We start from the raw sequence: 26,237 nt of genomic DNA, 5'->3' as shown, positions 1-26,237 counted from the left end.
TCACAGGGCGTCGTCGTCCTTGACGAGGTCGTCCAGAGCGAGGCTGATCAGGCTCTCCGCGTCCATGGCGTCGATCGATTCGCGGCCGTCGCCGTCGGCGTCCGGCTCCGCCGCCCCGTCGACGCGCATGCCCGCGAGCTGGAGCAGCCCCTCCATGAGGCCGGACTCCCGCAGATCGGCGAACGGGATCGTGGCGAAGACCCGGCGGACCGTCTCCTCGTCCGTGCCCGGCGCGCCCCCGCCGTTCGGTGCGCTCTCCGTCGTCTCCGGGGCGAGTTGCCCGGCCAGCTCGACGGCGAGGACCGACGGGCTCGGATGGTCGAAGATCAGCGTGGCGGGCAGCCTGAGGCCGCTCACCTCGTTGAGCCGGTTACGGAACTCCACCGCGGTGAGCGAGTCGAAACCCAGTTCGCTGAAGGCCAGTTGGGGATCGATCTCTCCCGTGCCGAGCACCGCCTCCGCCTCTGCCGTGACGACGTCGAGCAACGCGGCGGTCCGCTCGTCGGGCGTCAGCCCCGCCAGGGTGGTGCGCAGCGCCGCCGACGCGGTGGACGCGGCGCGGGCCAGTCGGCGGGAGGGCCGGACAAGGCCGCGCAGCTGCGGCGGGATCCGGCCGCCGCGCGCCATCGCCCCCAGGTCGAGGGCGGCGGGCATGAGGACCGGTTCGGGCCGTCCGGCGCAGGTGTCGAAGAGGGCGAGTCCCGCCGCTTCGTCGAGTGCGGCCACACCGCCCTGTGCCAGCCGGCGCGAGTCGGTGTCGCCGAGGCGGTCGGCCATGCCGCCGCTGCCCGCCCAGGCGCCCCAGGCCAGCGACACGCCGGGCAGTCCGAGCGCCGACCGGTGGGTGGCCAGCGCGTCCAGGTAGGCGTTGGCCGCCGCGTAACTGGCCTGTCCGGGGCTGCCGAGCAGACCGGCCGCCGAGGAGAACAGGACGAACGCGCCGAGGTCCAGGTCGCGGGTGAGCCGGTGCAGGTTCCAGGCGGCGTCCACCTTCGGCCGCAGGACGGCGGCCAGGCGCTCGGGGGTGAGGGTGGTGAGGGTGGCGTCGTCCAGGACACCCGCGGCGTGCACCACGGCGGTGACGGGGTGCTCGGCGAACACACCCGCCAGGGCTCCGGGGTCGGCGGCGTCGCAGCCGACGACGGTCGCCTCGGCGCCCAAATCAGCGAGTTCCGCGACGAGTTCGGCCGCTCCTTCGGCGTCCGGGCCGCGCCTGCTGAGGAGGACGAGGCGGTCCGCGCCGTGCGCGGTGACGAGATGGCGGGCCACCAGCCGGCCGAGCGCGCCGGTGCCGCCGGTGATCAGGACGCCGCCCCGCCAGTCCGGTGCGTGGTGCGCGGGGGTGCGCGGTGCCCGGACGAGCCGGGGTACGGCGAGTGTGCCGTTCCGGACGACGACCTGTGGTTCGCCGGCCGCGACCGCGGAGGCGACGGCCTGGGGCAAAGGCAGCCATGACCCGTCCGCGAGGTCGGTGTCGACCAGCACGATGCGGTCGGGGTGTTCGGACTGGGCGGACCTGATGAGCCCCCAGACCGCCGCCGCTCCCGGATCGGCGTTCGCGCCGCCGTCGCGGGCGACCGCGCCCGACGTCACGACGGCCAGGGTGGTGTCCGCGCGCCGCTCGTCGGTGAGCCAGGCGCCCAACTGGCCGAGGAGTGCGGCGAGTCCGTCACGGACTTCTGCGGGTTCCGCGCCCGAGGCGTAGGGCAGGACGACGATGTCGGCGTCCGGTGCCTCGTCGAGCGAGTCCGCCGCCGTCACCTGGCCGACCTGGCCGGCCAGGGCGTCCACGATGTCACCGCCGGTTGCGCCGACGACGGCCCAGCTCCGGCCGGACGGGACTCCGGCCACGGGCAGTTCGGCCCAGCCCTGGGTGAACAGGGTGTCCTCGCCGCCCGCCGCACGTGCGGCGAGGTCGCGGGGCGGCTCCCTGAGGACCAGTGAATCGACCCGGACGACGGGGGTGCCGAGCGTGTCGGTGGCCTCGACGCGTACGGCTCCGGGACCGTTCGGCCCGATCCGTACCCGCAGGGCGGTCGCGCCCGTGGCGTGGAGCCGCACCCCGCTCCAGACGAAGGGCAGAGCGAGGTGCTCCGCCGCGCCCTCGCGCAGTCCCACGGCGTGCAGCGCGGCGTCGAACAGGGCTGGATGCAGTCCGAACGGGCCGACCGGGTCGGGCTCCTGATCGACCGTCACCTCGGCGAGTACTTCGTCACCGAGGCGCCAGGCCGCGCGCAGCCCCTGGAAGGCAGGGCCGTAGTCGGCGCCGAGTTCGGCCAGTCGCTCGTACATGCCGCCCACGTCGACCGGCTCCGCGCCCGCCGGCGGCCAGGCGGCCGTCTCCTCCTGCGGGGCCGGGTCGGTGCCGGGCCGCAGCAGCCCGGCGGCGTGCTCGGTCCAGGGACCGCCGGCGGCCGACGAGGAGTAGACGTGGAACGGGCGCGCGCCGGTCTCGTCGGGCGCGCCGACCGCGCACTGGATCGGTACGGAACCCCTCTCCGGCAGGAACAGCGGTTCGGCGAGGGTGAGTTCGTCGACGGTGTCGCATCCGGCGCGGGCACCGGCGGCGAGTGCCATCTCGACGAAGGCGGTTCCGGGCAGCAGGGTGGCGCCGCCGATGGCGTGGTCGGCCAGCCAGGGGCGCTCGCGCGGCGACAGGGTGCCCGTGTAGAGCGTGCCGCCGGATCCGGCGAGGTCCACCTCGCTGCCGAGCAGCGGGTGTCCGCCACCGGCGCCGCCCGCCTGCGGCTCGCTGTCCATCCAGTACCTGCGCCGCTGGAAGGCGTACGTCGGCAGGTCGACACCGGCGCCGTCGGGCAGCAGCCGCGCCCAGTCGACGCTCCCGCCGCGCACGTGCAGCGCGGCGAGCGCGGCGACGACGGAGGACGGCTCGTCCCGGTCCTTGCGCAGTACGGGCACGACGAGCGCGTCGCCGGTCAGGGAACCCATGGCCATGGGGGTCAGCGCGGCGCCGGGCCCCACCTCCACGAACCGCCGCACGCCTGCCTCTTCCAGGCCGCGTACGGCGTCGTGGAACCGTACGGCCTCACGGGCGTGGCGCACCCAGTAGGCGGCCGAGCGGAGGTCGTCCTCGGCGGCCGGGGCGCCCGTGAGCGCCGATACGACGGGCAGCCGGGGCCGGTGGTAGGTGACGCTGTTCGCGACGTCCTCGAACGCGGCGAGCATCGGGTCCATCAGCGGTGAGTGGAAGGCGTGGCTGACGGTCAGCTCCTTGGTCCGCTCGAAGCGGCCGGCCAGGGCGCGTACGGCGTCGGCGGTGCCGGAGAGGACCACGGCGTCGGGTCCGTTGACGGCGGCGATCGCGACGCCTTCGGTGAGCAGTGGCCGTACGTCGTCCTCCGTCGCCTTGACGGCCACCATGACGCCGCCTGACGGGAGTTGCTGCATCAGCCGGCCGCGGGCTGCGACCAGGGCGCAGGCGTCCTCCAGCGTGAGGATCCCGGCCACATGGGCGGCGGCGAACTCGCCGATGGAGTGGCCGGTCACGACGTCGGGTGTCACGCCGAGGGATTCGAGCAGGCGGTGGAGCGCGACCTCGACGGCGAAGAGGGCGGGCTGGGTGAACTCGGTCCGGGCCAGGGCCTCTTCGGACTCCATGACCTCGGCGAGCGGGCGGGAGAGCAGCGGGTCGAGCGCGGTCCGTACGTCGTCGAAGGCGCGGGCGAAGACCGGGAAGGCGGCGGCGAGTTCGCGCCCCATGCCCGCGGTCTGGGAGCCCTGCCCCGAGAAGAGGAAGGCGAGTTTGCCGTCCTTGGCGGTCCCGGTCAGCACGGTGGCCGCGCCGGTGCCGTCCGCCAAGGCTCGCAGACCGTCGAGGAGTTCGGCCGGGGTGCGGCCGACGACGGCGGCGCGGTGCGTGTGATGGGCACGGGTGGTGGCGAGGGCGCCTGCGACGGGCCGGGCGGGGGCGAGGAGGTCCGTCGTGTCCGCCGTGTCGGCGCTCTCGCGCGGGAGGCCCTCGAAACGGTCGAGGAGCCGGGCGGCCTGGGCGCGCAGTGCTTCGGCCGTGTGTCCGGAGAGCACCCAGGGCACGCTGTCCGGCGCCGCCGGGGTGTCATCGGCCGGGGTGCTCGGCGTCCGGGGCGCGGGTTCGGCCGCCGCCTCGATGACCACGTGCGCGTTGGTGCCGCTGAGTCCGAAGGAGGAGATGCCCGCGCGCCGGGGCCTGTTGTCGTACGCGGGCCACTCGCGCGACTCGGTGAGCAGCCGTACGTTGCCCTCCTCCCAGTCGATGTGCCGGGACGGCGCGTCGACGTGCAGGGTCGGCGGCAGGACGCCGTTGCGCAGCGCCTGCACCATCTTGATGACGCCCGCGACGCCGGCCGCCGCCTGGGCGTGGCCGATGTTGGACTTCACCGAGCCCAGCCACAGCGGCCGTTCCTCGCTGTGCCCGGCGCCGTAGGTGGCGATGATGGCCTGTGCCTCGATCGGGTCGCCGAGGGTGGTGGCGGTGCCGTGGGCCTCGACGGCGTCGACGTCGGCGCCGGTGAGACCGGCCGATTCGAGTGCCTTGCGGATGACCTTCTGCTGGGCGGGGCCGTTGGGGGCGGTGATTCCGTTGGAGGCGCCGTCCTGGTTGACGGCCGTGCCGCGCAGGACCGCCAGGATCTGGTGGCCGTTGCGGCGGGCGTCGGAGAGCCGTTCCAGTACGAGGACACCGGCGCCCTCGCTGAAGCCGGTGCCGCCCGCCGAGTCGGCGAAGGACCGGCACCGTCCGTCGCTCGACAGCCCGCGGTGTCGGCTGAACTCGACGAAGACGCCCGGGGTCGCCATCACCGTCACGCCGCCGGCCAGCGCGAGCGAGCAGTCGCCCTGGCGCAGCGACTGCGCCGCGAGGTGCATGGCGACCAGGGACGAGGAGCAGGCGGTGTCCACGGACAGGGTCGGGCCCTCGAGGCCGAGTGTGTAGGCGATGCGGCCGGACACGACGCTGCCGGAGCCGAAGCTGCCGAAGTAGTCGTGGTACATGACCCCGGCGAAGACACCTGTCTGGGAGCCGCGGAGTGTCGCCGGATCGATCGCGGCGCGTTCCAGGGCCTCCCAGGAGGTCTCCAGCAGTACGCGTTGCTGCGGGTCGGTGACGAGGGACTCCTCGCCGTCCATGGCGAAGAACTCGGCGTCGAAGTCGGCGGCGCCGTGCAGGAATCCGCCTTCGCGGGTGTAGCTGGTGCCGGGGCGGTCGAGGGTGGGGTCGTAGAGCGCGTCGAGGTCCCAGCCGCGGTCGTCGGGGAAGTCGCCGACGGCGTCGGCGCCGTCGGCGACGAGCCGCCACAGGTCCTCGGGGGATTCGATGCCGCCGGGGAAGCGGCAGCCCATGCCGATGATGGCGATGGGTTCGTCCGGGTCGGCGGCGGGCCGGGCGGTGCCCGCCCGCGCGGTGCCGGTCGCCGTACCGGGCTCAAGCCCGTCGGTGAGCTGGGTGAGCAGGAAGCCGGCCAGTGCGGTGGGCGTCGGGTGGTCGAAGACGAGCGTCGCGGGGAGCCGGAGTCCGGTGGCCGCGTTGAGACCGTTGCGCAGTTCGACGGCGGCGAGTGAGTCGAAGCCCAACTCCTTGAAGGCGCTGGTGCGTTCGACCGCTTCTGCCGAGCGGTGGCCGAGGATGGCGGCCACCTGGGACCGGACGAGGTCGACGAGGAGCGGTTCGCGCTCGCTGTCGAGGAGCCCGGCGAGCCTGCCGCGCAGCGAGTCGGCGCTCTGGCCGCTCCCTGTCGCGGCGGCCCCGCGCCGTACGGGTACCAGCCGGCGCAGCAGCGGCGCGAGCGCGTCGCCCTGGGCGCGGAGGCCGGCCAGGTCCAGCTTGACCGGCAGCAGTGCGGGCTCCTCCCCGGCTAGGGCGGCGTCGAAGAGCGCGAGCCCTTCGTCGGTGGCCAGCGGGGCGACTCCGCCGCGTGCGATACGGGACTTGTCGGTGCCGTCGAGCGCTCCGGTCATTCCGCTCGCCTGCTCCCACAGGCCCCAGGCAAGGGCGTGCGCGGGCAGTCCACGGGCGCGGCGGTGGGTGGCGAGCGCGTCGAGGAAGGCGTTGGCCGCCGCGTAGTTGCCCTGGCCGGGTGAGCCGAGTGTGGCGGCGGCCGAGGAGAACACGACGAACGCCCGCAGTCCGAGGTCGGCGGTGAGTTCGTGCAGATGCCAGGCGGCGTCGACCTTGGGCCGGAAGACGGTGTCGACGCGCTCGGGGGTGAGGGAGGACAGGACGCCGTCGGCGAGGACGCCCGCGGCGTGCACCACGCCGGTCAGCGGCGCCTGTTCGGGGATGCCGGCCAGCACGGCGGCGAGCGCGTCGCGGTCCGCTACGTCGCAGCGCGCGGTGTCGACCTCGGCTCCCAGCGCGGTGAGTTCGGCCACGAGCGCGTCGTCGGCGCCGCGCCTGCTGAGCAGCAGGAGCCGTCGTACGCCCCAGTCGGTGACGAGGTGGCGGGTGATGACGCGGCCGAGCGCGCCGGCGGCGCCGGTCACCAGGACCGTGCCTTCGGTGAGGTCGGGGCGGGTGTCCTGAGCGTCGTCGGCGGGTCCGGTCCTGACGATCCTCGGTACGGACAGCGCACCGTCGCCGGCGGCGGCGAGGTGCGGTTCGCCGGTGGCGAGGGCCGCGGCGACCAGGCCGTCCGGCAGCGGTTCGGCGGCGGGCCCGTCGTAGGAGAGGAGCACGATGCGGTCGGGGTTCTCGGTCTGTGCCGAGCGTACGAGGCCGCCGACGGCCGCGCCCGCGAGGTCGGTGCCGGTGACCACCAACAGGTCGCCGTCGGCGGTCGTTTCGTCGGCGAGGGCGTCGCCGAGTTCGCCGAGGACGGCGTCGAAGCTCGCGCGGACCTCGGCGGCGTCCGTGCCGGCCGGTGCGCGCAGGATCCGGACGGGGTGGTCGGTGGGCGCTCCGTCGGCCGGGGCGGCCGGGGCGATCGGCGTGATCGGCGTGATCGGCTCCCAGGCGACCCGGTGGAGCGAGCCCGCCAGGTTGACGCGCGCGGCGGCGGCGATCTGCTCGGTGGAGATCGCCCGCAGCGCGAGCGAGCCGACGCTCGCGACGGGGGCGCCCGTCGGGTCGGCGAGGTCCAGCGCCACGGCGCCGTCGGGCCCGGCGCCGTCGGCGGGACGCAGCCGTACACGCAGGGCGGTCGCACCGGTGGCGTGGAGCTGGACGTCTGACCAGGCGAACGGCAGGAGCGCGGCATCGCCCGCCGCTTCGGTGAGGCTGACGGTGTGCAGGGCCGCGTCCGCGAGCGCCGGGTGCAGTCCGTAGCCGTCGGTCTGCTGGTCGAAGGCGACCTCGGCGTAGATCTCCGCGCCGAGCCGCCAGGCGGCCTTGAGGCCCTGGAAGACGGGTCCGTAGGACAGGCCGACGTCGAGCAGTTGCTCGTACAGCCCGTCCAGCGGGACCGGTTGGGCGCCTTCGGGGGGCCACACGCCGAGGCCGGGGTCGTCCGTGACCGGTGTCGTTGCGGCGAGCAGTCCCTCCGCGTGGCGGGTCCACGCCACGTCACTGCCGGAGCCGCCGGAGCTGTCGGAGCTCTCGGGGCGGGAGTGGATGGTGACGGGGCGGTTGCCGTGGCCGTCGTCGGCGCCGACGACGGTCTGGAGCTGTACGGCGCCCTGCTCGGGCAGGACGAGCGGCGCCTCCAGGGTGAGTTCGGCGATCCGTCCGCAGCCGACCTGGTCGCCCGCGCGCAGCGCGAGTTCGAGATGGCCGGTGCCGGGGAAGAGGACCTGGCCTCCGACGACGTGTTCGGCGAGCCACGGGTGCGTCCCCGCGGACAGCCGGCCGGAGAGGACGACGCCCTGGCCGTCGGCGCGCACCATGGCCGCTCCGAGCAGCGGGTGTCCGGTGCTGTCGAGTCCGGCGGAGGTGACGTCGCCGTTGCCAGAGACGCTGTCGAGCCAGTACCAGTCGTGCTGGAAGGCGTACGACGGCAGGGGGACGCGGCGCGGCGCGTGCGCGGCGAGGACGGTGTCCCAGTCGACGTCGGCCCCGCCGGTGAAGGCCTCGCCGAGTGCGGTGACGAAGCGGGTGAGTCCGCCCTCCTCGCGGCGCAGCGAGCCGACGGCCGTCACGGACTCGTCGGTCTCGCGGACGCCGATGGTCAGGACCGGGTGCGGGCTGGACTCGACGAAGAGGGTGTGGCCCGCGGCGACGGCCGCGCGGGTGGCCCGCTCGAACAGGACGGTCTCGCGCAGGTTGGTGAACCAGTAGGCGGCGTCCATCGTGGCGGTGTCGAGGAGTTCGCCGGTGACGGTCGAGTACAGCGGTACGTCGGAGGTGCGGGGGGTGACGTCGGCCAGGTCGGTGAGCAGCCGGGCCCGTAGCGTCTCGACGTGCGCGGAGTGCGAGGCGTAGTCCACCGGCAGCCGCTTGGCGCGGATGTTGTCGGCCTTGAGGCGTACCTTCAGCTCGTCGAGTGCCTCGGGGTCGCCGGAGACGACGACGGACGCGGAGCCGTTGACGGCGGCGACCGAGATCCGGCCGTCCCACGCGGCGATGCGCTCGCCGATCTCGTCGGCGGCGAGGGCGACGGACATCATGCCGCCGCTGCCCGCCAGGTCCTCGGCGATGGCCTTGCTGCGCAGGGTGACGATACGGGCGCCGTCCTCCACGGAGAGCGCCCCGGCGACGACGGCCGCCGCGATCTCGCCCTGGGAGTGCCCGATGACGCCGGCGGGCCGTACGCCGTGGGCCGCCCAGGTGTGGGCGAGCGAGACCATCACCGACCACAGCAGCGGCTGGACGACATCGACCCGGTCGAGCGGTCCGCTCAGCTCCGCCATCGGGTCCCAGTCGATGTGCGGTGCGCAGGCGGCGAAGCACTCACGCATCCTCGCCGCGAACTCCGGTGATTCGTCGAGGAGTTCGGTGGCCATGCCGGTCCACTGGGAGCCCTGGCCGGGGAAGACGAACAGCGGCCTGGCGTGTCCGGCGGCGGTGCCCTCGACCAGGCCGGGGGCGGTGGCGCCGGCGGCCAACGCGGCGAGTGAGTCGCGCAGTTCGGCCGCGTCGGGGCCGATGACGACGGCGCGGTGGGCGAAGTGGCCGCGCGTGGTGGCCAGTGAGTGGCCGATGTCGGCCGGGCGCGCGTGCGGGTGGGTGGTGAGGTGGGCGAGCAGGCGGGCGGCCTGTTCGGGCAGCGCGGCTGGCGACTTGGCGGTCAGCACCCACGGGACGGGCGCAAGGGCACCGCCCTCCGCCGACGCGTCCGTCTCCGCGTTCGGCCCCGCGTCCGTCTCCGCGTTCGGCCCCGTTTCGCCTTGTACGACGGCCGGTTCGGGCGCGCGCTCGATGATGACGTGGGCGTTGGTGCCGCTGATGCCGAACGAGGACACCGCCGCGCGGCGCGGCCTCGTACGGTCGGGCCATGCCCGCGCCTCGGTGAGCAGTTCGACCTCGCCCGCCGTCCAGTCGACCTGGTCGGACGGCTCGTCGACGTTGATGGTCTTCGGCAGCACGCCGTGCCGCATCGCCATGATCATCTTGATGACTCCGGCGACACCGGCGGCGGCCTGGGTGTGACCGATGTTGGACTTGACCGAGCCGAGCCACAGGGGCTCGTCCGTCCGGCTCTGCCCGTACGTGTTGAGCAGCGCCTGCGCCTCGATGGGGTCGCCGAGGGTCGTACCGGTGCCGTGGGCCTCGACCACGTCGACGTCGGACGGCCTCAACCGGGCGCTGGCCAGGGCCTGTTCGATGACCCGCTCCTGGGAGGGGCCGTTGGGCGCGGTGAGTCCGTTGGACGCGCCGTCCTGGTTGACGGCGGAGCCGCGCAGCACGGCGAGCACCTCGTGCCCGTTGCGCCGGGCGTCCGACAGCCGTTCGACGGCGAGGACGCCGACGCCCTCGCCCCACACGGTGCCACCGGCGGAGGCCGCGAACGCGCGGCAGCGGCCGTCGGGGGCGAGCGCGCCCTGCCTGCTGAACTCGATGAAGGTCTCGGGGGTCGCCATGACGGCGACGCCGCCGACGAGCATGAGGTCGGACTCGCCCCGGTTCAGCGACTGCGCCGCCAGGTGGAGCGCGACGAGCGACGACGAGCAGGCCGTGTCGACGGAGAGCGTCGGGCCCTCCAGGCCGAGGGTGTAGGCGACTCGGCCGGTCACGATGCTGCCGGTGCCGAAGGCGCCGAAGTAGTCGTGGTACATCACCCCGGCGAACACGCCGGTCCTGCTGCCCTTGAGCGAGGCGGGGTCGATGCCCGCGCTCTCCAGGGCCTCCCACGAGGTCTCCAGCAGCAGCCGCTGCTGCGGGTCCATGACCAGTGCCTCGCGCGGCGAGATACCGAAGAAAGCGGCGTCGAACTCCCCCGCGTCGTGCAGGAATCCGCCCTTGTGCACGTAACTGGTGTCGGGGCGCTGCCGCGTGGGGTCGTAGACGCGGTCGGTGTCCCAGCCCCGGTTGGCCGGGAAGGTGGTGATCGCCTCGGTCCCATCGGCGACCAGCCGCCACAGGTCCTCCGGGGTGCGTACGTCGCCGGGGTAGCGGCAGGCCATGCCGACGATCGCGAGCGGTTCGTCGGTGCGGCGCCGCGTGTCGCGGCCGGTCGAGCGCCGGACCGTCGGCGTGTCGCCGATCTTCGTACCGAGGAAGGCCGCGAGGGCGGCGGCCGACGGGTAGTCGAAGACGAGGGTGGCGGGCAGCCGGAGGGCGGTCTCCGCCGCGAGGGAGTTACGCAGTTCGATCGCGGCCAGCGAGTCGAACCCGGAGTCCTTGAAGGCGCGTTCGGGGTCGACGGCGTCCGGCGAGGCGTGGCCGAGGACGGCCGCGACATGGGTGCGTACGGTGCGCAGCAGCGCGTCGGCGCGTTCCTGTTCGCCGAGCGCGGCCATGCGGTCGGTGAAGGGCACGTCGGCGCCCTCCGCCAGGGCCTCGCGGCGGACGGTGCGGCCGGTCAGCGCGCGGAAGACGGGCGCCACCGCCGCTCCCTGGGCGCGCAGGGAGGCCGTGTTGAGCCGTACGGGTGCGAGAGCGGGCAGGCCGGAGCCGAGGGCGAGGGAGAAGAGGGCCGCGCCGTCCTCGGCGGTGAGCTGGGCCATGCCGCCTCGGGAGATCCGCGCGAGGTCGGCGTCGGCCAGGCTGCTGGTCATACCGCCGAGCGGGGTCCAGGGGCCCCAGGCGAGGGACAGGGCGGCGGCGCCGTGTGCGGACCGGTGTGCGGCGAGCGCGTCGAGGAAGGCGTTGGCCGCCGCGTAGTTGCCCTGGCCGGGCGAGCCGACGACGCCGGCGACGGAGGAGAACAGCACGAAGGCCCGCAGGTCGAGGCCCGCGGTGAGTTCGTGCAGGTTCAGCGCGCCGTCTGCCTTGGGGCGCAGCACCGCGTCCAGGCGCTCCGGGGTGAGGGCGGAGACCACCCCGTCGTCCAGGACGCCGGCGGCGTGCACGACGGCGGTGAGCGGGTGGGCGGCGGGAATCCCGTCGAGGAGCGCGGCGAGCGCCGCGCGGTCGGCGACGTCGCAGGCGTGGACGGTGATGTGGGCGCCGAGCGCGGTGAGTTCGGCGACGAGCGCGTCGTCGGCGCGTCCGCTCCTGCTGACCAGCGCGAGATGGCGGGCGCCGTGCGCGGTGACCAACTGCCGGGCGATGACGGGGCCGAGGCCGCCGGTCGCGCCGGTGAGCAGCACGGTCCCGTTCGGGTCGAGCGCCGGGCGGTCCTGCGCCGGGAGGGTGCCCGCGGCGAGCAGCCGGGGTGCGTGGGCGGCGCCCTCGCGGACGGCGACCTGGTGCTCGCCCGAGGCCAGCGCGAGCGGTACGGCGAGATCGGCGTCGGCCGCCGGGTCGAGGTCGAGCAGGGTGAAACGGCCGGGCGTCTCGGACTGGGCCGAGCGGACGAGTCCCCATACGGCGGCGCCCGCGAGGTCGGCCACGTCCTCGCCGTCGACGGACACGGCGCGGCGTGTGACGACGACCAGCGGGCGCGGGTCGTCCTCCTGGAGGGCGGCGAGCGCGGTGTGGGTCGCGGCATGAACGGCGCCGGCGTCGGAGCCGGGCAGGCTGTGCAGGACGCGGGGGCCACCCGTACCGCCCTCGGCGAAGTCGGAGCCGGTGTCGGGATCGGTGTCCGTGTCGTAGACGTCCTCACCGTCGCTGCCCGGGTCGCCGAGCCAGGGCACCGGCTGCCAGCCGGTGCGGTACAGCGCGTCGCTCACCCCGCCGCTGTCCGTGTCCCCGTCGCCGCGCAGGTTGGTCAGCGGCCGGGCGGCGAGCGAGGCGACCGTCGCGACGGGTGCGCCGGTGGCGTCGGCCAGGTCGAGGGTGAAGGTGTCGATGCCGGTGGGGACGAGCCGGGCGCGCAGCGCCGAGGCGCCGACCGCGTGCAGGGAGACGCCCGCGAACATGAAGGGCAGGCGCGCGGTGTCGTCGTCGGAGCCGTCGCCGAGCAGCGCGAGGGCGTGCAGGGCGGCGTCGAAGGCGGCGGGGTGGAGGCCGAAGGAGGCGGCGTCCGCGGCGGGGCGCTCGTCCAGCCGTACCTCGGCGAAGAGTTCGTCGCCGCGCCGCCAGGCGCCGCGCAGGGCACGGAAGACGGGGCCGTAGTCGAGGCCGGACGCGGCGTGCCGCTCGTACAGGCCGGTGAGGTCGAGGGGTTCCGCCTCGGGCGGGGGCCACTCGTTGAGCGGTTCACCCACCGCGCCGACCCCAGCGCCGCCCACCGCTCCCGCCTCGCCGAGAAGTCCCCCGGCGTGCAGGGTCCAGGGCCGGTCGGCGGTCGCGTCCTCGGGGCGCGCGTGGACGGCGACGGTGCGCGTGCCGTCGCTGCGGGGCGGGCCGACGGTGACCTGGACGCGGACGGCCTCGCCCGCGGGTACGACGAGGGGTACCTCGAGGGCGAGTTCTTCGAGCCGGCCGCTGCCGACCTGGTCGCCGGCGCGGATGGCGAGTTCGACCATGGCGGTGCCGGGGACCACGATCCGGCCGCCGACGACGTGGTCGGCGAGCCAGGGGTGGGTGTGCGCGGATAGGCGGCCGGTGAGTACGGCGCCGTCGGTGTCGGCGAGCAGGGTGGCGGCGCCGAGCAGCGGGTGGTCGGCGGAGTCGAGTCCGGCGGAGGATACGTCGCCGCCGGTCGTCGCGGGGTCGGCCCAGTAGCGCTCACGCCGAAAGGCGGTGGTGGGTAGCGCGACCCGGCGGGCGCCCTGGAAGAGGGCTCCCCAGTCGACGTCGAGTCCGGCGGTGTGGAGCCGGCCGACGGCGGCGAGCAGTGTCTCGGCCTCGGGGCGTTCGCGCCGTGCGGTGGCGGCCAGCACGGCGTCGGCGGATTCCAGGCTCGCGCGGGCCATGGCGGTGAGGACCGCGTCGGGGCCCAGCTCCAGGAAGCGGGTGACACCGGCCTGTTCGAGGGTGCGGACGCCGTCCTGGAAGCGCACGGCGTCCCGTACGTGCCGGACCCAGTGGTTCGCGGTGGCGAGCGCGTCGGCGGCGAGGGTGCCGGTCACGTTCGACACGACGGGCACCGTGGGCCGGTGGTACGTGAGGCTCTCGGCGACGGCGCGGAACTGCGCCAGCATCGGCTCCATCAGCGGCGAGTGGAAGGCGTGCGAGACCGCGAGGCGCTTGGTCTTGGCGAAGTGGCCCGCCAGCTCGATGACTTCGGCCTCGGCGCCGGAGACGACGACGGCGTCCGGTCCGTTCACGGCGGCGATGCCGACGCGCTCCGACAGCAGTGGCAGGACGTCCTGTTCGGTGGCCTGGACGGCGATCATCGCGCCGCCTGCGGGGAGGTCCCGCATCAGCCGGCCCCGGGCGGCGACGAGGGTGCAGGCGTCGTCCAGTGTGAGGACGCCCGCGACGTGCGCGGCGGCGATCTCGCCGATGGAGTGCCCGGCGAGGTAGTCGGGGGTGATGCCCCAGGACTCGACGAGGCGGTAGAGCGCGACCTCGTGGGCGAACAGCGCGGCCTGGGTGCGGTCGGTCCGGTTCAGCGGTTCGGCGTCGGTACCGGTACTGGCGTCGTCCGAGGTACCGGCGTCGATCCCGGCGTCGTCCGAGGTGCCGGTGCCGGTCCCGAAGACGATCTCGCGCAGGCCGTCGTCGAACCGGGCGCAGATCTCGTCGAAGGCGCGGGCGAAGACCGGGAACCGGTCGTACAACTCCCGCCCCATGCCGGGCCGTTGTGATCCCTGGCCGGTGAAGAGGAAAGCGGTCAGCCCCTTGGCCACGCGGCCGGTGATAGGACCGGGCGCGCCGTCTGCGACCCGGCCCATGCCGTGCAGCAGTGCGTCGCGGTCGGCGCCGATGACGACCGCGCGGTACTGCTGCGGGGTCCGGGTGGTCGCGAGGGCGTGGGCGACATCGGCGGGGTCCTGCTCCGCAACCGCCGCGACGATACGGGCGGCCTGCTCGCGCAGCGCCTCCTCGGTCCGGCCCGACACGAGCCAGGGCAGCGGCGACGGCGCCACACGCGGCTCGGGGGCCGTCGGTCCATCGGCGGGTACCGGCTCGTCGGCGGGCGCCTGCTCGATGATGGTGTGCGCGTTGGTGCCGCTGACGCCGAAGGAGGAGACGGCCGCGCGGCGCGGCCGGCCGGACTCGGGCCAGGGCCGTGTCTCGGTCAGCAGGCGGACGTCGCCCTCGGTCCAGTCGACCTGTGTGGACGCCTCGTCGGCGTGGAGCGTCTTCGGCAGTACGCCGTGCCGCAGCGCCAGCACCATCTTGATGACTCCGGCGACACCCGCGGCCGCCTGGGTGTGACCGATGTTCGACTTGACGGAGCCGAGCCACAACGGCCGTCCCCGCGGCCGGTCGTGGCCGTACGTGGCGAGCAGCGCGCGTGCCTCGATGGGGTCGCCCAGCGGGGTGCCGGTGCCGTGGGCCTCGACGGCGTCGATGTCGGCGGGTGTGAGGCCCGCGCTGTCCAGTGCCTGGCGGATGACACGCCGCTGGGAGGGGCCGTTGGGCGCGGTGAGCCCGTTGGACGCGCCGTCCTGGTTGACGGCGGAGCCGCGCAGGACGGCCAGCACCTCGTGCCCGTTGCGGCGGGCGTCCGACAGCCGCTCCAGCACCAGCATGCCGACGCCCTCGCCCCAGCCGGTGCCGTCGGCGTCGTCGGAGAAGGACTTGCAGCGGCCGTCGAGCGCGAGCCCTCGCTGCCGGCTGAAGGCGATGAAGGAGTTGGGCGTGGTCATCACCGAGACGCCACCGGCCAGGGCGAGGGTGCACTCCTCCTGTCGCAGTGCCTGCGCGGCGAGGTGGAGCGCGACGAGCGCGGAGGAGCAGGCGGTGTCGACGGTGACGGCGGGGCCCTCGACGCCCAGGGTGTAGGAGACGCGGCCGGAGATGACCGCGGCGAGCGTGCCGGTGCCGAGCGCCTCGCCCGCGTCGGTGGAGCGGGCCAGCAGGTCGCGGTAGTCCTGGCCGTTGGTGCCGGTGAAGACGCCGACGCGGGCGCCGCGTACGGAACCGGGCGCGATCCCGGCGTCCTCGAGCGCCTCCCAGGACGTCTCCAGGAGCAGTCGCTGCTGCGGGTCCATGGTGACGGCCTCGCGCGGCGAGATGCCGAAGAAGTCGGGCTCGAAGTCCGCGACGGACTCCAGGAATCCGCCCCTGCGCACATAGCTCTTGCCGGCGGCGTCCGGGTCGGGGTCGTACAGCCCTTCCACGTCCCAGCCCCGGTCACCGGGGAACTCCGTGATGGCGTCGGTGCCCTCGGACAGCAGCCGCCACAGCTCGTCGGGCGTGCTGACACCGCCGGGGAAGCGGCAGCTCATGCCGACGATCGCGATCGGTTCCTGGTTCTCGGACTCGGCCTCGTGCAGCCTCCGGCGCGTCTCGTGGAGCTCCGCCGAGACCCGCTTGAGGTAGCTGAGCAGCTTGTCATCGTCTGTCATCGGATGTCGCCACTTCTGTGCGGAAGGGAGGGGGCCGTGGGCGTGGTGGACGGGCGGGTCCAGGTCACGCGGAGCCGAGTTCTCTGTCGATGAACGCGAAGACGTCGTCGGCGGTGGCCTCTTCGAGTTGTCCGGCGACGGCGCCACCGCCGTCCGCGACCCGCTCGTCGAGACCGTTCAGCACGGCCCGGACCCGGGACGTGACACGGCCTTCCTGAAGGTCCTCGGCCGACAGGTCGGCCAATCGGGCCGCCAGCCGGTCCAGTTCGGCCAGGACGGAGTCCACGGACTCCTCGGCGCCCGCGAGTTCGGTGCCGAGGTACTTGGCGAGGGCGGCGGGTGTCGCGTAGTCGAAGATCAGCGTGGCGGGCAGCGGGACTCCGGCCGCCGCGCTGATGCGGTTGCGCAGGTCGACGGAGCTGAGCGAGTCGAAGCCGAGGTCGCGGAAAGCGGCGGTGGCCTCGACCCCGTCGGCGCTGCCGTGGCCGAGCACGGTGGCGGCCTGCCCGCGGACCAACTCCTCCAGGGCGCGGTCGCGTTCGCCCGCGGTCAGTCCGGCCAGCTTCCTCGCAAAGTCGTCGGCGACGGGAGCGTCGGCCGCGGCGGGGGCCGCCTGCACCTCGGGCAGGTCGCCGAAGAGCGGCGCGGGCCGGCCGGCGGCGAACGCGGGCGCGAACTTCGTCCAGTCGACGTCGGCGACGGTCACGACGGTGTCGCCGCTCTCCAGGGCGCGGCGCAGCGCGGTCAGCGCGCGGTCCGGGTCGAGCTGTTTGATGCCCAGTGCCCGGCCCGCGTCGCGGACGGTGTGGTCGGAGGCCATACCGCCGCCGCCCCAGGGGCCCCAGGCCACCGATGTGGCGGGGAGTCCGGTGGCGCGCCGGTACTCGGCCAGCGCGTCGAGGGAGGCGTTGGCCGCCGCGTAGTTGGCCTGTCCGGCGCCGCCGACGGTCGCGGTGAGCGAGGAGAACAGGACGAACGCGGAGAGGTCGGTGTCCCGCGTGAGTTCGTGCAGGTGCCGTGCGGTCTCCACTTTGGCGTCGAGGACGGCGGCGAAGCGCTCGGGGGTCAGCGCGTCGAGTACGCCGTCGTCCAGCACGCCCGCCAGGTGGACCACGGCGGTCAGCGGGTGGGCGGCGGGCACGGTGTCGAGGAGCGCGGCGAGCGCGGCGCGGTCGGCGGTGTCGCAGGCGGCGAGGGTGACCTGGACGCCGGTGGCGGTGAGTTCGGCGACGAGGTCGCCGGCGCCCGGCGCGTCGGGGCCCCGCCGGCTGACGAGCAGCAGGTGTTCGGCCCCGTCGGCGGCGAGCCGGCGGGCGACGTGCTGTCCGACGGCGCCGGTGGCGCCGGTCACCAGGACCGTGCCGGTGGGCTGCCAGGGTGCGCCCGCGCGGTGCGGGGCGTGTTCGAGGCGCCGTGTGTAGGCGCCGGACTCGCGGACCACGATCTGGTCCTCGCCGCCGTCGGCGGTCAGTACTCCGGCGAGGAGGCCGGGGGTGCGGTGGCCGGGTTCGGCCGGGAGGTCGACCAGGCCGCCCCACCGGTCGGGGTGTTCGAGCGCGGCGACCCTGCCGAGCCCCCATGCCTCGGCCTGCCGGAAGCCGGTCGGTATGTCGCCGGGCGCGTGGGCGACGGCGTCGCGGGTGGCGCACCACAGGGGTGCGGCGATCCCGGCGTCGCCGAGTGCCTGGACGAGGGCCGCCGTGGTGGCGACGGGGTGTTCCAGGGCGAGCAGCGACAGCACGCCGGCGGGCTCCGTGGCACCGGCCGTGTCCGGGCGGCTCGTGAGCAGCGCGGCGAGCGCGGCGCGGTCCTGGCCGTCGTCCGGCACCGGGAGCGTGTCGATGTCCAGGCCCCGGTCCGCGAGCCCGGTCAGGACGGTCTTGAGCCACGGGTCGTCGGCGGACGTCTCGGGTACGACGGCGAGCCACCGGCCCCGTACGGCGGTGTCCGCCACCGGGAGCGGGCGCCAGCCGACGCGGTAACGCCAGCCGTCCACCTCGGAGTTGGCCTGCCGCTTGCCGTGCCAGTCGGCGAGCGCGGGCAGCACGGCGCCGACCGCGGTCTCGTCGGTGACACCGAGGGTCGCGGCCACCGCGCCGACGTCGCCGTCGGTGACGAGCTGCCAGAAGGCGTCGCCGCGCTCCTCGTCGGGCTGTCCGGGGGCGCCGAATCCTAGCGACGGCGCGTTCTCCCAGTGGCGGTCGCGCCGGAAGGGGTACGTGGGCAGCGGCACGCGCCGCGCGCCCGCGAACACCGCGTGCCAGTCGGGGCCCTGGCCGCTGGTGTGCAACAGGCACAGGGCGTCCATGAGGGCCTTGGTCTCCTCGCGGTCCCGGCGCTGGGTGCCGATGACGTCGGGGACGACGTCCTGGGCCATGCCGGTGAGGACGGCGTCCGGGCCGACCTCCAGGAAGCGGGTGGCGCCTTCGGCGGCGAGGGTGGTGACGCCGTCGTGGAAGCGCACGGAGCCGCGTACGTGCCGTACCCAGTACTCGGGGGTGGTGAGTTCGGCGCCGGCGACCAGGCCGGTGACGTTGGAGACGACGGGCACCTTCGGCGGGTGGAAGGTGAGCGTGGTGAGGACGTCGCGGAAGGCGTCGAGCATGCCGTCCATGCGGTGCGAGTGGAAGGCGTGCGAGACCTTGAGCCGGTTGGTCTTCTCGAACCGCGCGGCTACGGCGAGGGCCGCCTCCTCGTCGCCCGAGACGACCACGCTCCGGGGGCCGTTGACGGCGGCGATGTCGACACCGTCGCTCAGCAGCGGGGCGACGTCGCTCTCGGGGGCGGCGACGGCGATCATGGCGCCGCCGGTGGGCAGGGCCTGCATGAGCCGGCCGCGCGCGGAGACCAGCGTGACCGCGTCGGGCAGGGACAGGACGCCAGCGACATGGGCGGCGACGATCTCGCCGATGGAGTGGCCGCCGAGCAGGTCGGGCCGTACGCCCCAGCTCTCCAACTGCCGGTAGAGGGCGGTCTCGAAGGCGAACAGCGCGGCCTGTGTGTACGCGGTCTGGTGCAGGAGCCTGGACTCGGGGTCGAACATGACGTCGCGCAGGGGCTGTTCGAGATGTTCGCCGAACGCGTCGGAGATCTCGTCGAGTACGCGGGCGAACACGGGGTGCGCGGCGTGCAGTTCGCGTCCCATGCCGGGGCGCTGCGAGCCCTGCCCGGAGAACAGGACGGCGAGCCTGCCCGGTTCCGCCACGGTCCTGGGCGCCTCCCGGCCGTCCGCCAACGCGTCGAGTCCGGCACGGAGTTCGGCCAGGTCCCGGCCGGTGACGGCGGCGCGGTGGGGGAACGCGGACCGGGTGGTGGCGAGCGAGAGACCCACGTCGGCGGGGTCGTACGGGTCGACGGTGTCGAGCAGCCGGCCCGCCTGCGCGCGTACGGCTTCCGCGGTGCGGCCCGACAACACCCAGGGCACCACGGGCAGTTCGGGGCCGGGCTCGGAGCGCGGGGCCTCGGACCCGGTGGCCTCCTCGACGATGATGTGCGCGTTGGTGCCGGAGATGCCGAACGAGGAGACGCCCGCGCGGCGTGGCGCGTCGGCGGCGTCCCAGGGCAGCGCCTCGGTGAGGAGTTCGATGTCGCCCGCCGTCCAGTCCACGGCGGTGGAGGGCCGCTCGGCGTGCAGGGTCTTGGGCAGCACTCCGGCGCGCATCGCCATGACCACCTTGATGACGGCGGCCACTCCCGCCGCCGCCTGCGGGTGGCCCATGTTGGACTTGATGGAGCCGAGCCTGACGGGCCGGCCCTTCGGCCGGTCCTGGCCGTAGGTGGCGATGACGGCCTGCGCCTCGATGGGGTCGCCCAGGGTGGTGCCGGTGCCGTGCGCCTCGACGAGGTCGATCTGGTGCGGGGCGAGTCGCGCGTCGGCGAGTGCCTGGCGGATGACGCGGATCTGCGCGGGGCCGCTCGGGGCGGTCATGCCGTTGGAGGCGCCGTCCTGGTTGATGGCGCTGCCGCGGATCACGGCGAGCACCTCGTGGCCGTTGCGGCGCGCGTCGGAGAGCCGCTCCACGAGGAGCATGCCCGCGCCCTCGGCCCAGGCGGCGCCGGCCGCGTCCTCGGAGAAGGAGTGGCAGCGGCCGTCGGGCGACAGCGCGCGGCGCTCGCTGAACTCGACGAACATCTCGGGGCTCGCCATCACGGCGGCGCCCCCGGCGAGCGCGAGGGTGCACTCGCCCCGGCGCAGGGCCAGGCAGGCGTTGTGCAGGGCGACGAGGGAGGAGGAGCAGGCCGTGTCCATGGTGACGGCGGGGCCTTCGAGGCCCAGGGTGTAGGCGATGCGCCCGGAGACGATGCTGCCGGAGATGGTGCCGCCGACGTAGTCGTGGTGCATCAGGCCGACGAAGACACCGGTGGGGCTGCCCTTCACGGAGAGCGGGTCGATGCCCGCCCGCTCGAACGCCTCCCAGGAGGTCTCCAGCAGGAGCCGCTGCTGCGGGTCGGTGCCTGCCGCGTCCTTGGGGCTGATGCCGAAGAAGGACGGGTCGGACTCGGCGGCGTCGTGCAGGAAGCCGCCGTGCCGTACGTAGCTCTTGCCGGGCACGCCGGGCTCGGGGTCGTACAGCGCGTCGATGTCCCAGCCGCGGTCGAGCGGGAAGCTGGAGACGACGTCGGTGCCGTCGGCGACGATCCGCCACAGGTCCTCCGGGGTGCGCGCCCCGCCGGGGTAGCGGCAGCCCATGCCGATGACGGCGATCGGCTCGCGGTACTGCTCCTCGAGGTCGCGCACCCGAAGGCGGCTTCGCTCCAGCTCGGTCGTGGCCCGCTTGAGGTAGTCGCGGAGCTTGTCCTGAGTGGCGGACTCTTCCATTACCGGGCTCCCAGTTCGTTGTCGATCTTCGCGAAGAGTTCCTCGTCGGTGGCGGATCCGAGGTCGGTGGGCCCGGCCCCTGTGTCGGCCGCGGCGTGGGTGTCGTACCAGGTGCGCAGCAGCGCCTCCAGGCGCGCGCCGACGCGGGCGTGGGCGTCGTCGAGGTCGGGCAGGGCGGTGAGTTCGGTTTCGAGCCGGTCCACTCCGACGAGCAGGGACCGGACCAGATCGGCGGGGCCGGGGACGAGTTGTGCCTTGAGGTACGCGGCCAGTGCCAGTGGTGTGGGCCGGTCGAAGACGAGGGTCGCCGGGAGGGTGAGCCCGGTCGCCCTGCCGAGGAGGTTGCGCAACTCCACGGCGGCCAGCGAATCGAAGCCCATCTCCTGGAAGGCGCGTCCGGGCTCGACGGACCTCTCCGAGGTGTGCCCGAGCACACCGGCCACCTGGGTGCGGACGAGCGTGAGCAGTGCGCGGTCCCGTTCGTCGTCGGCGAGCGGCGCGAGCCGCTCCCGCCAGGGCGTGCCTTCCTCGGTGGCGCCGGTCGCTGCGGCGCGCCGGCGGGCGGGCCTGACCAGTCCGCGCAGGAGCGGCGGGATGCCGTCGGGGCGCGCCGCCACGGCCGCGGTGTCGAGGCGGGTGGGGACCAGTACGGGGTCGGGTCCGCCGGCGGCGGCGTCGAAGAGGGCGAGGCCCTGGGCGGCGGGCAGCGCGGGCAGACCGAGCCGGCCCATGCGTTCCAGGTCGGCCGCGTCCATCTCGTCGGCCATACCGCCGGTGCCGGACCAGAGGCCGAAGGCCATCGACACGGCGGGCAGTCCCTCGGCGACCCGGTGGGCGGCGAGCGCGTCGAGGAAGGAGTTGGCCGCCGCGTAGCCGGCCTGGCCGCCGCCGACCAGCAGTGAGGCGGTCGAGGAGAGCAGGACGAAGGCGACGGTGTCCCGGTCCTTGGTGAGTTCGTGCAGATGCCAGGCGGCGTCGGCCTTGGGCCGCAGCACGCGGTCGATCTGGTCGGAGGTGAGGCCGGTGAGGGTGGCGTTGTCGACGACACCGGCCGCGTGGACGACGCCCCGGATGTCGTACGTGTCGAAGAGCGCGGCCAGTTGGCCGCGGTCGGCGGCGTCGCAGCGGACGATGTCCACCTCGGCGCCGAGCACGGTGAGTTCGGAGCGCAACTCCGCTGCGCCGGGGGCCTGTTCGCCGCGTCGGCTCGTCAACAGTAGTCGGGTCACGCGGTGTCGGGTGACGAGGTGGCGGGCGATGATGCCGCCGAGTCCGCCGGTGCCCCCGGTGACCAGGACGGTGCCGGCGGTGTCCCACCGGGGCCCCTCCCCCGTCTTGGCGCGGGCGAGGCGTGGGACTCGTATCTCTCCTTCCGCGACGAAGACTTCGGGTTCGTCGCAGCCGAGTGCCGCCGCGAGGAGTCGTCCGGCGTCGGCGGGTTCGGCGCTGTCGGACGGGAGGGAGTCGGTGTGCACCAGCAGGAACCGGCCGGGGTTCTCAGACTCGGCCGCGCGCAGCAGACCGGTGAGCGGGGCGTGGGTGAGGTCGTCGTCGTGTACGAGGACGGCGAGGCGGGTCCGGTCGAGCCGTTCGTCGGCGAGGTGCGAGCGGACGGCGCCCAGGACGCGGTGGAGTTCGGCGCGCGCCTCGGCGGGCACGGAGTCGGCGCCGGGCGCGGGAGCGGCGGGCAGCACCACGACGTCGGGGACGGACGCGAGGGCGGCGATGTCGCCGAGGTCCGGGTGGGCGGGGACGCCGAGGCCGAGGTCGGTGGCGCCCCATACGGCGGTACGTACGGGGGCGGGCGCACCGCCCGGCAGCGGTACGCGTTCGAGGCAGAACAGTGACTCGTCGGCTCCTGCGGCGAGTTGGGCGGCGCTGACGGGGCGGGCGACGAGTCCCCGTACGGTCGCGACGGGCGTGCCCCGGCCGTCGGAGAGTTCGAGGGCGACCCCGTCACCTTCGGACCTGGTCATGCGCAGCCGCAGCAGGCTCGCTCCGGCCGCGTGCAGGGTGACCCCGTTCCAGGAGAAGGGCAGGACGGCCTCGCCCTCGGCGAGTTCGACCAGGTTGACGTGGAGGACGGCGTCGAGGAGCGCGGGGTGGAGGCCGAAGGCGGTGGCACCGGCCGCGGCGTCCGCTCCCGCGTCCTGCGGGAGTTCGGCCTCCGCGAAGAGGTCGTCGCCGCGCTTCCAGACGGCTTTCAGACCCTGGAAGGCCGCGCCGTAGCCGTAACCGACTCGGGCGAGCCGGGGATAGAGGTCGCCGAGCGGTACGGGCTCGGCGCCCTCGGGCGGCCATACGTCCCGCGGTGCGGGCGGGGTGGCGTCATGGTCGACGGCGAGGACGCCGTCGGCGTTGCGGGTCCAGGGTGCGTCGGGCACGTCGGCACGGCGCGAGAAGATGGTCAGCGTGCGGCGGCCCTCGGCCTCGGCGCCGACCGCGACCTGGACGGCGACGGTGCCGTCTGCGGGCAGCAACAGCGGTGCGTGCAGGGTGAGTTCGTCGACAGCGGCGCAGCCGGAACGGTCGGCGGCCTGGACGGCCATCTCGACGAAGGCGGTGCCGGGCAGCAGCACCGACCCGAGGACCGCGTGGTCCGCGAGCCAGGGCTGGTCGGCGAGGGACAGCCGTCCGGTGAGCAACAGGCCACCGGTGTCGGGCAGTTCACTGACGGCGCCGAGCAGCGGGTGGCCGGTGGGCTGCTGGCCGAAGCCCTGTGCGTCACCGCCGGCCGCGGTCGCCTCCAGCCAGTACCTGTCGCGCTGGAAGGCGTAGGTGGGCAGGGTGGCGCGGCGGGGACCGTACGGTGCGAAGAAGGCGCCCCAGTCGACGGCGACACCCGCGCCGTGGAGGTGGCCCAGGGCTGCGACGAGATCGTGCTCCTCGGCGCCGTCGCGGCGCATGGTGGCGACGGCGGCGATGTCACCGCCGAGGCAGTCGCGGGCCATGGCGGTCAGTACGGCGTCGGGGCCGAGTTCCACGTACCTGCGCGCGCCCAGTGCGTGCAGGGCGGTGACGGCGGCTGCGAAGCGCACCGGTTCGCGGACGTGCTTCACCCAGTAGTCGGGGGTGGCGAGTTCGGCGTCCGCGGCGGCTCCGGTGAGCGCCGAGACGAAGGGGACGGCCGGTGGGTGGAAGGTGAGGGTACGGACGACCCGCTCGAACTCGGCCAGCATCGGTTCCATCAGCGGCGAGTGGAAGGCGTGCGAGACGCTCAGCCTGCGGCTCTTGGTGAACCGCGCGGCGACGGCGTCGACTTCGGCCGCCGCGCCCGAAACGACCACGGACGCGGGCCCGTTGACGGCGGCGAGTGCGACGCCGTCCGTCAGGTGCGGCAGGACTTCGGCCTCGGTGGCGCGGATCGCCGCCATGGCGCCGCCCGCCGGGAGCAGGCGCATCAGCCGGCCGCGCGCCGTGACGAGCGTGACGGCGTCCGCCAGGGAGAGCACCCCCGCCACATGCGCGGCGGCGATCTCGCCGACGGAGTGCCCGGCGAGCAGATCGGGCCGTACGCCGAGCGATTCGAGGAGCCGGAAGAGGGCGACCTCCACGGCGAAGATCGCGACCTGGGCGTGGTCGGTGCGGGTGAGCTGTTCGGCGTCGCCCTCGATCAGTTCGGCGAGGGGACGCTCCAGATCGGGGTCCGCGAGTGCGGCGACGGCGTCGAAGGCGTGGGCGAACACCGGGAAGGAGGTGCGCAGTTCGCGTCCCATGCCGACACGCTGGGACCCCTGCCCGGTGAAGAGGAACGCCGTGGTGCCGTCGGTGACGCGCTGCCCCGTACCGGTGATGTTGTCGAGTCCCGCGATCAGTTCTTCGGCGGTGGCGCCGAGGACGGCCGCGCGGTGGGCGTACGGCGTCCGGGTGGTGGCGAGCGCGTATCCGACGCCGGCGGGAGGGGCACTGTCGGCACCGGGGCGGGTGAGGTACGCGCGGAGCTTGTGGGCCTGCGAGGTCAGTGCCTCCGGCGTACGGCCGGAGAGCAGCCACGGCACGGTGGCGGGGCGCGGGGACGGCGCTTGCGCCTCCGGGGCCGCTTCCGAGTCCGGGACCGCTTCCGCCTCGGGGGCCTGTTCGAGGATCAGATGCGCGTTGGTGCCGCTGATGCCGAACGAGGAGACCGCCGACCTGCGCGGCCGGCCGGTCGCGGGCCATGCCCGCGGTTCGGTGACGAGCTCGACGGCGCCGGACTCCCAGTCGACCTCGGTGGAGGGCTCGTCGGCGTGCAGGGTGGGCGGGACGGTGCCGTGCCGCATCGCCATGACCATCTTCATCACCCCGGCCACCCCGGCGGCGGCCTGGGTGTGCCCCAGGTTCGACTTGACGGAGCCGAGGAGCAGGGGACGGTCGGCGGGGTGTTCGCGTCCGTAGGAGGCGAGCAGCGCGTGCGCCTCGATGGGGTCACCGAGGGAGGTACCGGTGCCGTGCGCCTCGACGACGTCCACATCGGCCGGGGTGAGTCCGGCGCCGGCCAGGGCCTGGCGGATGACGCGCTGCTGGGAGGGCCCGTTGGGCGCGGTGAGCGTGCTGCTGGCACCGTCGGAGTTGATCGCGCTGCCCTTGACGACGGCGAGCACCGGGTGTCCGTTGCGCCGGGCGTCCGCGAGCCGTTCGACCACCAGCATGCCGACGCCCTCGCCCCAGCCGGTGCCGTCGGCCGACGCGCCGAAGGCCTTGCACCTGCCGTCCGGGGAGAGACCGCGCTGCCTGCTGAAGTCCACGAATGTCTCGGGCGTCGACATGACGGTCACTCCGCCGGCCAGCGCGAGCGTGCACTCACCGGACTGGAGCGCCCTGACGGCCCAGTGCAGGGCGACGAGCGAGGAGGAGCACGCGGTGTCGACGGTGACGGCGGGCCCTTCGAGCCCGAGCGTGTAGGCGACCCGGCCCGAGGCGATGCTGGCGGCGCTGCCGTTGCTCAGATAGCCGTTGAGGTCGTCGGGCACGGTCGCGAGGCGGGTGGCGTAGTCGTTGTACATGACGCCCGCGAACACCCCGGTCCTGCTGCCGCGCAGGTCGGCGGGCACGATCCCGGCGTTCTCGAACGCCTCGTGGCTCACCTCCAGCAGCAGGCGCTGCTGCGGGTCCATGGCCAGTGCCTCGCGGGGGCTGATCCCGAAGAAGTCGGGGTCGAAGTCGGCCGCGTCGTGCAGGAATCCGCCGCTGCGCGCGTACGTCTTGCCGAGAGCGTCGGGGTCGGGGTCGTAGAGAGCCTCCACGTCCCACCCGCGGTCGGCGGGGAAGTCCGAGACCGCGTCGGTCCCGGACGCCACCAGGCGCCACAGCTCCTCGGGCGTGCTGACACCGCCGGGGTAGCGGCAGGCCATGCCCACAATCGCGACGGGGCCGTGGGCCCGCTGCTCCCACTCGCGCAGCCGGCGCCTGGCCTCCCGCAGATCGGAGGCCGTTCGCTTGAGGTAGTCGAGGAGTTGATCGTCGTTGTTCACCAACGCGCCATCCGATCGGAATCGAAGAAGCCCTCCGAGCAGCGGACGAGACGGCTTCGTGATCACGTCTCCCCGCTCCAGTGAGGCTAGGCAGGGGCCCGGAAGGCCAACACCCCCTAACCCCCCCAGCGGCCCGCGCATGGGTCCCG

General features: G+C 74.4%; 3 protein-coding genes. All 3 read right to left on the bottom strand.

Translation table 11 applies throughout. From position 1 onward, the window contains the following. The 3 genes from ACFWHU_RS33145 to ACFWHU_RS33135 all read right to left on the bottom strand — a co-directional run bounded on the left by ACFWHU_RS33145 (nucleotide 1) and on the right by ACFWHU_RS33135 (nucleotide 26,088). Nucleotides 1-15,819, bottom strand: coding sequence for an SDR family NAD(P)-dependent oxidoreductase (locus ACFWHU_RS33145; protein WP_387229513.1), 15,819 nt, complete (start codon nucleotides 15,817-15,819; stop codon nucleotides 1-3). A 64-nt stretch (nucleotides 15,820-15,883) separates the two neighbouring features. Next, entirely contained in the window at nucleotides 15,884-20,695 is a 4,812-nt protein-coding gene (locus tag ACFWHU_RS33140) for a type I polyketide synthase (RefSeq protein ID WP_387229585.1), read from the bottom strand. After that, nucleotides 20,638-26,088, bottom strand: coding sequence for an SDR family NAD(P)-dependent oxidoreductase (locus ACFWHU_RS33135; protein ID WP_387229510.1), 5,451 nt, complete (start codon nucleotides 26,086-26,088; stop codon nucleotides 20,638-20,640). Before ACFWHU_RS33135 ends, ACFWHU_RS33140 begins: the two co-directional genes overlap by 58 nt. Nucleotides 26,089-26,237 lie beyond the last annotated feature (149 nt).

It is taken from the genome of Streptomyces sp. NPDC060366, assembly GCF_042725135.1.
In the GTDB taxonomy this organism is placed as follows: Bacteria; Actinomycetota; Actinomycetes; order Streptomycetales; family Streptomycetaceae; genus Streptomyces.
This window is presented reverse-complemented; position numbering and strand designations above follow the sequence as displayed.

Coding starts and splice junctions, on each gene's coding strand:
- ACFWHU_RS33145 (WP_387229513.1), bottom strand. CDS start 15,819: ATGACAGACGATGACAAGCTGCTCAGCTACCTCAAGCGGGTCTCGGCG.